This is a genomic window from Nonomuraea sp. NPDC049625 (assembly GCF_040675285.1).
GTDB classification, from domain to species: Bacteria; Actinomycetota; Actinomycetes; order Streptosporangiales; family Streptosporangiaceae; genus Nonomuraea; species Nonomuraea angiospora_A.
In genome coordinates this window covers 111,198-124,195 of the sequence record NZ_JBFAOQ010000024.1, presented here as the reverse complement: position 1 = coordinate 124,195, position 12,998 = coordinate 111,198, and the positions used below count along the sequence as shown (strand labels likewise).

The following is a 12,998-nucleotide window of genomic DNA, read 5'->3' as shown; positions in this document are numbered from 1 at the left end:
ACGGTTCTGGTGCTCACCGGCGATGGACGGCTCACACATGCCACCGGCTGGACGCATCGTCCTCACCCGAGCCGAGCTGCTGGTCGGGCCGGCGGTCTGAGCTGCACTCCTCGGTGCCACGCCGGGCCGCCGCCGGCGTGGGTGAGGCGATCCGGAACCGCGCTTCCAGCGGCTCGTCCATTCAGTGATCTCCTCGATCGAGGTGGCCGCCCGCTCCGGCCCTGCCATCGGACCCTCATCTTCGAAGCTCTCTGTCCGGGGCGATGGCGATCGTGACCCGGTAGTGGCGGGGCGGCTCGTCGACGGGTTGGCCGTCGGCCTCGATCCAGGCATGGGCGCCGAACGGGTGGACCCGTATGCCCGTGCACCAGGTGGGCCAGCATCCGCGCAACCGGCACAGCAGGGCGGCGGCGATGGAGCGGGGCAGGCAGCCTTCCCCGGCGCACGACAGGCTGACGGCGATCACCGCGTCCCGTGCCGCTCTGGCCTGCTCGGCGCTCGCGGGCGCGGCGCCGCGGCGGGCGAAGGCCAGCACCGCGCGGATGCGGGCCGGCGGCAGGCGGGTGATCAGGTGTGCGGCGGCCACGGCGGCCAGCGCAGGCGGGCGGCGGCGCCAGGGCAGGGCGGGCCGGTCGGCGGGCACCATGGGCACGCTCATCGCGGCTGCTCCCGGTCGACGGTCTCGACGATCAGGTTCGCGGCGCGCAGCTGCGCGACGAGCGCGGCGATGTCCGCCTCGGCGGTGGGCGTTGCGGCCGGATGGGTCCGGACGAGGTCGCGGGCGGCCTCGTCCTGGCCGTGTCCCGCCAGCAGGCTGCGCAGGACGAGCGCGGCGGTGGCATTCAGTTGGCGGTAGCGGCCGGTGCGCTCGTCCAGGAGCACGGCAACCTCGTCGATCGGGGTGAGAGTGACGCCGGGGCGAAGCCTTACGCACACGACTCCTCCTGGGTGGGGTAGGCGAGAAGGGCTCGTAGCCAGTTCTCGGCGGCGATGAAGACGTCGAGTGCCATCACGCCCGGCCCGCCCTCGGCCGGGGTGCGCACGCAGGCCCGGCGCAGGGCGGCGGCGTCGGCCAGGCCGCGCTCCACCAGCAGCGAACCGTCGAGCAGGGTCAGGAGCTGGTCGCGGTGGCGGAGCAGCCCCTGGTAGATGTCGGCCGAAAACTCGCCCTTGGTGGTACGTTCCAAACATTCGGCCGGCATGACGGGACGCATCGCGGCCCGGGTGAGCGGCTTGTAGGCGCCCGGCACCGCCCGCTGGTCCAGCCGCACGGCCAGGCAGGCGGCGACGACGTGGTCGTCCAGATAGGGGGCGTGCATGGGGGCGCCCACGCGGCCCGTCAGGCCCCGCACGCCGTCGAGGGAGGCGGCGATGGTACGGACGCTCGACAGGCTCTGGTGCTGGGCGCGCAGAGGGGAGTACGGCTCGGCCGAGCACGTGACGAGCCGCCGGCGGACCGTGTCCGTCGCAGCCTCGGTCGTCCAGTCAGGCAGGCGTAGCGGTTGCTCCCATCCGAAGTCCGGCCGGAAGCGGGACAGCGGCGCGCTGAGCGTCTGCGCCTGATCCGCCAGCCAGGCGGCATAGGGGCGCCGGTCGGCCAGCGCGCGGGCGCACGCCCACAGCGGCCATCGGGCCCTGGACCGCCGCTCGCGCAGGTGGGGCCAGAGCGCCGCCGGGTGGCGACGGGCCAGGTCGTGCAGGTAGCAGTCGGGCAGCAGCGTGACCTCGTCGCCGCCGTGCCCGGTCAGGCGCACGGCCGCTCCTCGCCCGGCCAGCAGCGCCGAACTCGCCAGCTCGCGGGCCAGCGCGCGCAGCCACCGCGTGGGCTCGTCCAGCCCGGAAACGGCCTCGGCCGCCCCGGCGAACCACTTGGGCACCTCACCGGGCCGGGCCACCCCGTGCTCGCCCGGGAGGTGCGCCCGCGCCCGGGTCGCCCACTCCGGGTCGTCATGCTCGGGATCGTCGATGGCCAGCAGGAACGTGATCAGCTTCGCCGACCGCTTCCTGGCCGCCGCGGCGGCCAGGAAGCTGACCGGCGTGGAATCGAGACCGCCGGACAGATCGCTGGCCACCACCGCGCCCTCGCCGATCCGGGCGGCCACGGCCTCCTCAAGGGCCGCCCTCACCACGGGAGCGCCCTCCTCCAGCGCTACCTCCGGCGCCGGCGCCCGCCACCAGGCGCGCAGCCGCACCCCGTCCGCGTCGATGTGCGCCGCCTCACCGGGCGGCACCATGGCGACCCCTTCCCACAGCGGCTCGGCCAGCGCCGGCGGAACCGCCATCAGCAACCGCATCGCCAGAGCCTGCTCGTCCACCGCCGCCCGCGTCAGCGCGGCCGGCAGCGCCGCCCGACCGGACGCGACCACCGCCCCGCCGGCCCGCGCGTAGTACACCCGCCGCATGCCCGAAGCGGTGCCCTGCACCCGAACCTGCCCGCCCACGACGGCGACCAGATGGAAACTGCCGGGCAGCGCCGCGGCCACCGCGTCGGCGTCCGCCAGGCACCGCAGCCGCGCCGCCATCCGCCGGAGCCGACCGGCGGTGACCGGGCACGTGCCGATCACCGCCAGCCGCGCGTGGCCCGCCTCCGCGTGGACGATCTCGCCGGGCGAGGCGGCCAGCAGACAGGGACGGCCGGACGCGTAGCTCAGCACCACCGCGCCGTGCAGCGCCTCAGCGAGGGCTTCGCCGGCGGCGCTGTCGGACAGCACCGCGAACTCCTCGCCGCTCAGCTTGCGCACCGGACTCCTCATCTCACTGGTAGTAGTAGGCCAGGTCCATCAGCGGCCCGGCTATGCCGCGGGTCAGCTCTCCGAACTCGCCGAGGTCGAGCATCCGCGGGGGTTCGTACGGCTCGTTGTCGACCATGAGTGGTGCCTTTCTCCTGGGATGTGCCGGCTGTCCGGCTCCGTACCGGACTCCGTGGGACTCGATGGGCACGGTGGCCTCACTACCCCGCGTAGTAGTAGGCCCAGTCCATGTTGAGCATGCCGTAGCCGCGGGTCAGCTGCCCGAACTCGCCGATCTCGAGCATCCGCGGGGGCTCGTACGGCTCGGTGCGCTCGTTGTCGATCATGACAGTCCCTTCGTCCGTGCGGCGGATCGCCGCGTCACCGTCAGTGAAGACCTACGCTCTCGCTGTCCAACAGGAGGTCGGACACACTCGGACACACTCGAACGCCAGGCCCGGCACCGCAGCGGAAAGTCACGCGCTCAGACAGGGCGAGCCCGTCCGGAAGCACGCCCACGAGCGCCTTGGCTTTCGTTCTTCACTCCAGACGTCACCGCGTACGGCGGAGCGGTGGCCATGGTGTGCCGGGGCCAGGGCGATACCGGTAGTGCGCTGCCGGCCTGCTGTGCGGGCGAGCGACAGGTGGAGTGGAGATGGCACTGCGCCCCTTTGACCGAGTGGGACGGCGTCAACCCGATCACGACCCCGGCTGGCGCGGGGCCGACCGCGCGGCTGTTCATCGGCACGGCCCCCCGCAAGGCGGGTCACAGCCGGATCAGGTCGGCGACCTCCTCGGGCAGGCCGGGTGACGTCATGACATGGCCCATCCCGGGCACGACGCGCAGTACCGCGCCCGGAATCGCGGCAGCCAGGGCCTCGCCGTGAACGAGCGGATAGACCGGATCCTGGTCGCCGTGCACGATCGAGGTCGGCGCGGTGATCGACGACAGCGGGGCGAGCAGGTCAGGGGCATCCATCCACACGGCCCGGTGATGGTTGGCCGCGGCCGCCGGGTCGGTAGCCCGCGACAGCGCCAACTCCAGCATCGCCCGGGCGGCCCGCTCGTCGAACGGCCGAACCGGCCCGTTGAAGACCCGGAACAAGGCCACGTCGGACTCCACCCCCGGCGGCAGCCCGGCGGCCATATGCGCGAGAAACGCCGGCGACGGCGGCGGCAGATCATCCGGGTCGGCCGGCTCCCCGGCCAGCGCCCGTGCCCACGCCGGACTCGGATCATGACCCATCGGCGAGCTGGACATCACGGTCAAAGACCGGACCCGGTCCGGCGCGTGCACACCCAGCCATTGCGCGATCATGCCGCCCATGGAAGTCCCAGCCACATGAGCGGAGCTCAGTCCATGACCGTCCAGCACAGCCAGGCAGTCGCGAGCCATGTCCCCGATGGTGTACGGGTGGGCATCGAAGTCGACAACGCTGGACCGACCGGTGTCCCGATGATCGAACCGGATCACCTGAACCCCACGCTCAACCAGCCGGCCAACCAGTGCATCAGGGCAACTGACACCCTGAGCAGCCGACCCCATGACCATCAAAACAGCGGGAAGCCCAGGATCCCCGAACCGCTCAGTCCAAATCCGCAGCGGCCCGGAGGCCACAAATCGCTCGTGCGCATCCAACATGGAGGCACGGTAGCGGCTACCTGCTGCCGAACGCCGACATTTACCGATGGCCCGGCCGAGAACAGCGCTGGCCTCGGCCGTCTGCCGGTCGGACAGCCCTTCACCGAACTGCAGGATCGACGCCAACGCCAGCCGGGCAGGTGACAGCGCCGGACGGTAGCGACACCCATGACTCCATCCGCGATGGCGCTGGTCATCGTGTCGCCGCCGGCGGCGTTCGCGAACAACACCACGGCGGCGACTTCTCCTCCAGGACCGCCGCGGAGCCTGAAAAAGGTTCATTGAGCGCGTGCGGCTGACGCAGGATGGAGAGGCCTGATTCGGGTTAGATGAGGACGCCCCGGCCGATCATGCGTACGCTCTTGGCGTGCTTGGGCTCCACGCCGATGTTCGGCATCCGGCAGATGTCCTTGACCTTCAGCCCATCCGGAATTTCCCGAAATGGCACGCTCAATGATTCCTCTCACCCCATCCGACCCGCGGCGTTTGGGTCGTTACTGGCTGGCCGGCCGGCTGGGCGCGGGCGGCCAGGGCGTCGTCTACGAGGGCTACGGGGAGGCGGGAGAGCGGGTCGCGATCAAGGTCTCCAGGTACGACGGCGCCGAATCACGCGCCAGACTCGCGAAGGAGGCGGCGGCGGCCCAGCGGGTGGCCTCGTTCTGCACCGCCAAGGTGATCGAGGCACAGGTCGATTCGGCGCCGCTGTACATCGTCAGCGAGTTCGTGCCGGGGCCGAGCCTGAGGCGGGTGGTGGCGGAGTCGGGCTCGTACGAGAAGGACGCGCTGCGCCGGCTGGCGATCGGGGTGGCGACCGCGCTGACCGCCATCCACCAGGGCGGGATCGTGCATCGCGATCTCAAGCCGGACAACATCATCATGGGGCCGGACGGGCCCCGCGTGATCGATTTCGGTGTGGCCCGTGAGGTGGGGCCGACGACGAGCGGGCCGATCATGGGCACGCCCGGATACATGCCGCCGGAGGTGTTCTCGGGGCGGGGCGCGAGCGAGGCGGCCGACCTGTGGGCGTGGGCGATGGTGGTGCTGTTCGCGGCCCGGGGCAAGGACGTGATCGAGGCGGGGGATCCGGTCTCCGTCGTCGGGCGGGTGATGGAGTTCGAGCCGGACGTGTGCGGCCTGCCCGAGCCCCTGGATGCGTTGGTGGCCGCAGCGCTCGCCCGGGATCCCACGGAGCGGCCGGCTGCCGGGGAGGTGCTGCTGCGGCTGCTGGGCCATGGCGGCGAGGCGCCGCTCCGCCGCGGCGATGACCTGCTCGAACGCGGCCATACGCAGGCGGGTGCCCTGACCGGACGGCCCGAGCCCGACCTGGGCGCGATCGCGGAGGAGCTCTACGGCGAGCTGACCGAGGCCGAGCGTGCGACCGCGCCCGAGGTGTTCCTGCGGATGATCGACGGCGACGAACTCCGGCCCGTCGGCAGGGACGAACTGCCGGACTCGCAGGCCGTGGACGCGATGCTCACCGTGTTCGGCGCCGCGGGCCTGGTCACGCGGTCCGGTGCCGCGTACGAACTGGCCACGCCCGGCCTCCTGCACGCCTGGCCGCGGCTGCGCGACTGGGTGGCGGGCAACCGCGAGGGGCTGCCCGTCCACCGGCGACTCGCCGAGGCGGCCGCGCTGTGGAACGAGCACGGCAGAAGACCGGCCGACCTGCTGCACGGCTCGGCACTCGACGGGACGCTGCAGTGGGCCGCCGCCGCGCACAAGGACCTCACGCTGGGACGGCGCGAACGCGAGTTCCTCGGCGAGGCGGTGAGCCTGGCCCGTACGAGGGCGAGGAGACGCCGTCTGGTCGCGGCGGCCCTGGCCGTACTGCTCGTGGTCGCGCTCGGCGGGCTCGGCACCGCGGAGTACCTGCGCAGACAGTCGAGCCGCCAGAGCGACGACGCGCTGGCGCGGGAGCTCGCGTTGCGGGCCGCCGACCTGCGGCAGAGCGATCCTCAGGTCGCGAAGCTGCTGAGCGTGGCCGGCTGGCGGTTGAGGCCGGGGCTGCCCGAGACCCGCGGCGCGCTCTACGACTCGCTCTCTCAGAGCACGGCCTCCGTCTTCCTCGACCCCGACTACAGGGCCGCGACCGTGCAGAACCTCAGCCAGGACGGCCGCGTGCTCGTGTCCGTGGACGGCGGCACGGCCAGGATCTGGGACGTCACCGGCCGACGCCGGATCGGCGTGCTGTCCGGGGTGAGCGCGGAGGTGTCCCAAGCCGCGCTCGCCCCCGACGGGCACACCCTGGCCCTCCTCGACCACGAGGGGGTACGGCTGTGGGACACGCGCACCGGAAGACCGCTCGGCGCCCCCATCGCCCGTCAAGGCAGGCGATCGGGCGGCGGCACGTTGAGCTTCGACGGCTCCGGGCGCTACCTCGCCATCCCCTGGGGAGCGAAAGCTTTGCCCGAATGGTGGGACGTCGCCAAGCGCAAGCGGCTCACCGCTCCCTCGGGAGCCGCGCTCAACGCGATCAGCCGGGACGGCCGTTTCGGCTACGTGGTGAAGGGCCATGACGCGGAGTTGTGGGACCTGCGCCGGGGCAAGAGGACGCCGATCCCGTCGCTCGAGCGGGACAAGGGCGTCATCAACCAGACCACCTTCAGCGACGACGGCAAGATGATGATGACCACGGAGCTGGTGAATTCGAAGGAGACGAGCAGGATCCGTATGTTCGAGGTGCCGTCCGGTGAGGAGGTGATGGGCCAGGACCGGGTAGGCCCGGAGGCCGGTTTCGTCTTCGGCGACGCTTTCATCGCCCACTGGGGCGGCCGGGAGCAGCTGACCTTTCAGCGGCGCTCCAACTATGACACGGCATACAGCCAGGCCATGCCCGCCTTCGTCGGCGGGCTCCGCTTCGACCTCGCAGACCGGGCCGTCCGCTATCTGGACGAACACGGCGCCGTCCACACCGAGGACGTCTCGATGGTGTTCGACCCGCCGATCGGCGGCGGCAGCGAGAGCGGGAACGTACGGCTGGACCCCTCCACGCGCGTGCTGGCCGCGATCTGGGAGGACCGGATAGAGGTCAGGGACGCGGTGACGGGCCGCGCTTTGATGAAACTGATCAGCCGGTCGGGCGGTGGCGGCGCGACCGCCTTCAGTCCCGATGGCCGCCGGCTCGCCCTGGCCGCCGACGACACGGTCCACATCGTGGATCTGCCCGGGTACAAAGTGTCGGCCCGGCTCAAGCTGGGGGGCGGCGTCGAGCAGGGCGCCCGGGCGCTGGCGTTCAGTCCGGACGGACGCACGTTGGCCGTGTCGCGCTACGGGGAGCACGGTCGCGTCGAACTGTGGGACCTCGAACGCGGATCTCGACGAGCGCAGACCGGAACGGGCGCGAACGACCTCGCCTTCCGCCCCGACGGACGGCTGCTCGTGACCGGAAACCCGCTCCAGCTCATCGATCCGGAGAAGGGCGCCACCCGGCCTCCCGAACAGGGCACCGGGCAGCTCGCCGGCGCCTTCGCCTTCAGCCCGGACGGCCGGCAGGTGGCCTTCTCCGGGCCCGGCCGACTCACCCTGTGGGACGGCGACGTCAGGACCAGAATCGCCGAGTTCCCCGCGGTGCCGGGCAGCGAGGCCACCATGCTGGCCTGGTCGCCTGATGGGCGCACGATCGCGACGTACGAGCAGGGCTCGCGCGTACGTCTGTGGGACGTGCCGAGCCGGCGACCGCTTGGCGTCGTCTTCGACGGCAAGCAGGCGGCGGACGGCGCCGACGGCGGGTGGGTGGCGTTCTCCGCGGACGGTACGAAACTTCACACTGCCGCCCCTGACGGCACGATCCGTGTGTTCGACGTGGACGAGCGGCACGTGGCCGCGACCCTGTGCGTGCGCGCCGGTCGTACGCTCACCGCCGGTGAATGGTCCCGCCACCTTCCTGGCATCGAACCGTTCACGATGTGCCCCTAGCCAGTACGGCCTCGGGGAATACCGGAGCAACCAGTGAGGTGGTCGGGGTCGAGGGCATCCAGACGCTGTTCGGCCACGCTCGCTCGTCTTCCTCGCCGGTGATTCGTTCGTTGCCCGCCCTCGCCCCGCGCCTTCCTCTGCCGGTACGCCGACACGCAGCACCTCGGTGAGCCCTCCGCCCTATCTCCACGACCCTGGATCGTCACCACCTGGGTGCCGGGCACGCCTGCCGACCGCGTCCCCCATCACGCGCGCCGCAGAAGCCGCCGATGTCCTGGCCGCTTTCCTGCGGGCTCTTCACCAACCCGCCCCTGCAGGCGCCCGCCGGCCGCTCTGGCCGCGAAGGGTCGCTGGCCGACTGCTCTGAGGGGTTTCACCAAGCAGCTCACCGAAGCCGCTGAGCTGGAGCTGATCCCCGGCCCAGACACCGTCCGCGCGGTCTGAGCCGACGCCGCGTCCGACTCCACGGCGACCTGTATCCGGCCAACATCCTCACTGCGGACGGCACCAGCTGCGGCGTGATGGACTCGGCGGCGTGTTTGCCGGCGACCCGGCCGTAGACCTCGCCGCCGCCTCGACTCTGCTGCCGGACGGCACCGCCGACGGCTTCTACGGCGCTCACTGGCCCGCCCCCGACGCCGTAACCCTGCGCCGTGCCCGCGGATGGGCCGTGATCCGTGCTCTCGTCGGCCTCCACGTCGGGCGATGCCGGTGTCCACGGCCGGCCATGCGGCAAGGCCCCCTGGGGCCCACGGGCCCAGACGGCACTGCGACGCCTCATCGCTGACCGATCAGCAGCGAGCGGCAGGAGTTGGAGGCATTGCGGCGGGAGAACCGGCGTCCTCGCCAGGACGTCGACGTGCTCAAGCGAGCGACGTCTTTCTTGGTGAGGGAGACCGGTGATCGTGCACCTGTTCATCGTGGCGGAGAAACAGGGCGGCCATAGCGTCAAGCTGGCGTGTGAACTGCTGGGAGTCTCCCGTGCCGCCTTCTATGCCCGCCGCAGCGGGATGCCTGGGCCGCGTGCCGTGCGCGACGCCGAGCCGGCCGAGCGCGTCGCCGAGGTGCACGCGCGCTCGCGGGGCAGTTACGGCGCACCCCGGGTGCACGCGCGGCCGACCACGCCGACCGGAGCAAGGCATTCCTCGGCGAACTCGGCCCGACCCGCCGAACCGAACGCACCCGCCTGAAAGCCCGAACACGACCGCGCAAGACGCGTCATCGCCGCGATCGACACCGCTGCCGGAGCACACCCGTGAGACTTACTCCCCAGCAACGCCACCACAACGAAACCCGGATCCGGGCCGTCATGGACCCGCTCCTCCTCGGCGACCTGCCACCCGGCGGACGATGCGACATCAAGACCCTCGCCCGTGAATCCGGCGTTGACCGCACCGCCTTCTACGGCACCCGCCCCTACGTCCACCTGCGCGAAGAATTCGAAACACGGCTCGCCGTCATTCGCGAAGCCGGAGAGACTCCCGACCCCGCGACGCCCCGATCAACCGACTCATAGCTGAGATCGCCGCACTCGAAGACCGTCTCGCCCACCAAGGTCAGACGGTCGAAGAACTAACGGACTTCCGCAACGAAGCGCTCTCGCGCCTCGCTGTTCAACACGAAGAGATCCTCCAACTCCGCCGCCAGCACGACCGCGACACCCGAGTACGTCGGCTGCCAGCCCGGACTATGGGCATCGGGCCATGCAGCTGAGCCACCCACTCGACATGATGCCGCCGATCAGCCAGCCGCCGGCCGGCCCTCGTTCCCGGATATCAAATATCGGCGCAACGCCTCTCGCCCACCGGGAACGAAAGGCCATCGATCAACGGCCTCCCGCAGTTCGAGCTCTGTGAGCCAGGCATGCCAAGCGATCTCGGACGGGTCCGGAACCAATGGCTCGATGATCACGGCCTCATGCACCCCGAACCAGACAGGACTGACCCCATCCCGGCACAGGAACTTGAACATGAAACGCACCGGGACGTCGGCACCCAGCTCCTCGAACAGCTCGCGGGCCGCCGCGTCCTCATACGACTCGCCCACGTCCACGGCACCGCCGACCATCACGTCATAGTGGCCGGGAAAGCGAGTGAGCTGTTCAGCTCGGCGCAGCACGAGGATCCGCCGCATCGGATCGCGACAGATCGTCGTCGCGATCCGATGCATCCATCGCCGACGCTCCGCCTCTGCCCGGTCCGCGACCCCCAGCACGCGGTCCCGTTCATCCACCCGCTCGACCAGCTCGCCCACGCAGGACACGATCGCAGGCACCACCGACAATCTGCTCTACGAGCACCCCAAGCCAGTGATCTGCATCACATGACCTACTCGGAAACGCAACACGAGCGACGGCCCCCAGCGCGAACACCCCGATGGAAAGCCACCTGCTCGATCGCCACACGAACACAACCGCACACAGCGAGTGCGGGCAGAAGGCGCATGTCTGCCGCCAGCACGCTGGTACGCGGGATCAAGGCGGTCGCTCGGCGACATCAAGAGGCCATCTGGGCCCGTCAGCAGACGGTCAACCGGCTGCGCTCGCTGTTGCGTGAGTACTATCCGGCCGCGCTGACCGCGTTCCCCGTTCTGGCCCACCGGACAGCCCTGGCGGTGCTTCGGGCCGTACCCGACCCGCGAAGCGCGGCCAAGCTGACCGCCGGGGCGGGTAGAGGCATCGTTGCGCAGGGCCGGTCGACGAATCGACGCCGGTCTGCCTCAGCGCCTGACCACCCAACTCCGCCAACAGCAACTCCGTCAACCCGAGGAGGTAGAGCATTCCTTCGGAGTGTCATTAAGGCCATGAGCAGCGTCATCGATGCGCTCGAGGAAGAGCTGGCTGTCCTATGCGCCCGCCACGAGCAAGCTGCGATCATCACCAGCACGCCTGGCCTGGGCACGGTTCCCGCGAGGTCGCCGGCTACGTCCGCGCGGGCACCGCGTACAGGACGGAGACGAGTGACTCGCCCTCGAATCCGATGCGCACGCTGTCCGGATCCTGACGGATGGCGGCGGGAGTAGCGGCTTCCGGCACCGCGGACGGGGGCGCCGGCATCGGGTGGAACCCGGCCTCACGCAGCCGGGCGAGCCAGGTGGCGGTCGGCTCGTGACGTTCGTAGCGCTCCTTGTCGTCGGCTGTGCCGACGATGTCGGCCACCTCGCGGCGGAAGAACAGCTTCATCGCGTTGCGGTCGGCGGCCGTCACCTCCAGCGCGTCTATCAGCCGGAAGACGGCGTGGAAGTGCTCCCACGAGTTGTGGAAACGCTCGGGGAGCGACACCCGATGATGGTCGGAGTCCGGCTCGCACAGCACCACGACGTCCGGTTCGGCCGCGCGCAGGCTTTCGAAGAACGTGTTCCGCTCGTCCACGCCGGACGTACCGTCTCGGAGGTGGTGCAGCGCGAACGCGGCGTTCATGACCAGCGGACGTGGCGCACGGCGTACCAGGTCCCAGTCCTCGCCGGTCATGTGTTCGGCGAGTCGGGGCACTCCGTGGAAGTCCAGCGTGACACCGGTGTCGCGGATGGCTTGTTCGGCCTGGCGGAGGCTGGCCGACGCGGGGTCCACCCCGATGACCGTCAGCCGTCCGGGTGCCTGATCGCGGTCCGCGAGCGTCCGCAGCACCGCCGCCTCCTGGCCGCCTGAGCCGATCCCCACCGACAGCATGGTGGCCTCGTCCTGACCGGCGAGATGCCCGGCGAGGAGCGCTCCGCCGATGCGACCTGCCAGATTCACGATCGGCAGGTGTGCGGCCACCAGGTCGAACAGCTGGATCTGCGGACGCTCGAAGCTGCGGAGATAGAGATTGTCCCGCTCGTCTTGGCACGTTCCATGCCGGGCGGCCAAGGCGTCGTGATAAAGCAGATAGAGGAAGTCGTCGCCGCCTGCTTTCTCGGGGTTGATCACACTGCGGAGCTTTTCCAGCCAGCGCCCCGCCGTGTCGGCGCGGCCCGCGTCCGTCTCCTCGACGGCACGGCACAGCAGGTCGAATGCATGGGAATTCACGTTCAAGCCCTCCTTCGACGTCGGTAATGATCGATGATGCCGCGATGCTCTTGTCGTCAACTTGGGATGCGCTTGACGGTCAGGAATGGACGAGGACGCGCCCGCGCGACGACGTCGGCGTGGCCGGCGGGCACCGGTCTCGCCCTCCAGGCCCGTCAGCGGGACCGCGCACCGAGTTCGCGGGCGAGAGCGCGCAGCGCGATCGTGTACGCCTTCTTGGTGTTGGCACGCAGTCGCAGGTTTAGCCGACGGCACATCAAGAGAATCTGAGCTGATTTCCTGGGATGGCGAGTGTTATCCGAGGGATCCGTGTTGTGGACCGACAGGACGCCATGATGGACAGCCATCTCGGTGGAGGCCGGACCGGATAGGTCGAAGCGCACCAGTTCGTCGAGTCGTCATCCGTGGCGCGGCTGGTGGAACAGGAGTGATCGCGATCCCAATCGCCTGTCAGGCCGGGTACGCTTCATGACCCTAGCGAGGCCGCTCTCTGAGCGCTCGCCGCTGGTGTAGGGTGCAGGTGCTGGCGCTCCAGCCCCCGGTACGCGGGGACTCTGGGCCGCCCCTCCACGCGGGGGCGACACACCACCCCAGGGTAGTGGCGATGACGACGAGCGATTATCTCCGTCCCTTGAGTTTGGCGCCAACGCGCGTCTGCGGATCTCAACCAGGCGGGGTCAGGCGTGGACGGCCAGCCGCCGGACTG

General features: G+C 70.6%; 13 protein-coding genes. 3 read left to right on the top strand and 10 right to left on the bottom strand.

Features of this window, described 5'->3' with window-relative positions:
• Positions 1 to 31: 31 nt before the first annotated feature.
• From AB0J87_RS57080 to AB0J87_RS57045, 8 genes are all read right to left on the bottom strand, one after another.
• Positions 32 to 181: a hypothetical protein gene (locus AB0J87_RS57080; protein WP_363983172.1), complete on the bottom strand. Its 150-nt coding sequence runs from the start codon at positions 179 to 181 to the stop codon at positions 32 to 34.
• Positions 182 to 235: 54 nt separating this feature from the next.
• Positions 236 to 658, bottom strand: a complete 423-nt coding sequence (locus AB0J87_RS57075) for a lasso peptide biosynthesis B2 protein (protein WP_363983170.1) — start codon at positions 656 to 658, stop codon at positions 236 to 238.
• On the bottom strand, positions 655 to 936 hold the full coding sequence (locus AB0J87_RS57070; protein WP_363983167.1) for a lasso peptide biosynthesis PqqD family chaperone: 282 nt from the start codon (positions 934 to 936) through the stop codon (positions 655 to 657). The genes AB0J87_RS57075 and AB0J87_RS57070 overlap by 4 nt, the downstream gene beginning before the upstream one ends.
• A complete protein-coding gene (locus AB0J87_RS57065) occupies positions 927 to 2,741 on the bottom strand; it encodes an asparagine synthase-related protein (RefSeq protein WP_363983164.1) in 1,815 nt (604 codons plus the stop codon). The genes AB0J87_RS57070 and AB0J87_RS57065 overlap by 10 nt, the downstream gene beginning before the upstream one ends.
• A gap of 13 nt (positions 2,742 to 2,754) precedes the next feature.
• Complete coding sequence (locus tag AB0J87_RS57060) at positions 2,755 to 2,868, bottom strand: lasso RiPP family leader peptide-containing protein (RefSeq protein WP_363983161.1); 114 nt, start codon at positions 2,866 to 2,868, stop codon at positions 2,755 to 2,757.
• An 82-nt stretch (positions 2,869 to 2,950) separates the two neighbouring features.
• Positions 2,951 to 3,076 (bottom strand): lasso RiPP family leader peptide-containing protein, encoded by a 126-nt coding sequence (locus AB0J87_RS57055; RefSeq protein WP_355202015.1) that lies wholly within the window; start codon positions 3,074 to 3,076, stop codon positions 2,951 to 2,953.
• A gap of 419 nt (positions 3,077 to 3,495) precedes the next feature.
• Positions 3,496 to 4,371, bottom strand: a complete 876-nt coding sequence (locus tag AB0J87_RS57050) for an alpha/beta fold hydrolase (RefSeq protein WP_363983246.1) — start codon at positions 4,369 to 4,371, stop codon at positions 3,496 to 3,498.
• Between the two features lie 325 nt (positions 4,372 to 4,696).
• On the bottom strand, positions 4,697 to 4,819 hold the full coding sequence (locus AB0J87_RS57045) for a hypothetical protein (protein ID WP_363983157.1): 123 nt from the start codon (positions 4,817 to 4,819) through the stop codon (positions 4,697 to 4,699).
• 38 nt (positions 4,820 to 4,857) lie between these two features.
• Between AB0J87_RS57045 and AB0J87_RS57040 the strand changes: the two genes are divergently transcribed.
• The 3 genes from AB0J87_RS57040 (at position 4,858) to AB0J87_RS57030 (ending at position 9,802) form a co-directional block, all read left to right on the top strand.
• A complete protein-coding gene (locus AB0J87_RS57040) occupies positions 4,858 to 8,286 on the top strand; it encodes a WD40 repeat domain-containing serine/threonine-protein kinase (protein ID WP_363983154.1) in 3,429 nt (1,142 codons plus the stop codon).
• Positions 8,287 to 9,185: 899 nt separating this feature from the next.
• Positions 9,186 to 9,476: a hypothetical protein gene (locus AB0J87_RS57035; RefSeq protein ID WP_363983151.1), complete on the top strand. Its 291-nt coding sequence runs from the start codon at positions 9,186 to 9,188 to the stop codon at positions 9,474 to 9,476.
• Between the two features lie 119 nt (positions 9,477 to 9,595).
• The gene (locus AB0J87_RS57030; protein ID WP_363983148.1) at positions 9,596 to 9,802 is read left to right on the top strand and encodes a hypothetical protein; all 207 of its coding nucleotides are present in this window, start codon (positions 9,596 to 9,598) and stop codon (positions 9,800 to 9,802) included.
• A gap of 224 nt (positions 9,803 to 10,026) precedes the next feature.
• Here the strand turns inward: AB0J87_RS57030 and AB0J87_RS57025 are convergent, their stop codons facing one another.
• Both AB0J87_RS57025 and AB0J87_RS57020 read right to left on the bottom strand, forming a co-directional pair.
• A complete protein-coding gene (locus AB0J87_RS57025) occupies positions 10,027 to 10,539 on the bottom strand; it encodes an NUDIX domain-containing protein (protein WP_363983145.1) in 513 nt (170 codons plus the stop codon).
• A 667-nt stretch (positions 10,540 to 11,206) separates the two neighbouring features.
• The gene (locus AB0J87_RS57020) at positions 11,207 to 12,292 is read right to left on the bottom strand and encodes a GRAS family protein (RefSeq protein WP_363983142.1); all 1,086 of its coding nucleotides are present in this window, start codon (positions 12,290 to 12,292) and stop codon (positions 11,207 to 11,209) included.
• Positions 12,293 to 12,998: the final 706 nt, after the last annotated feature.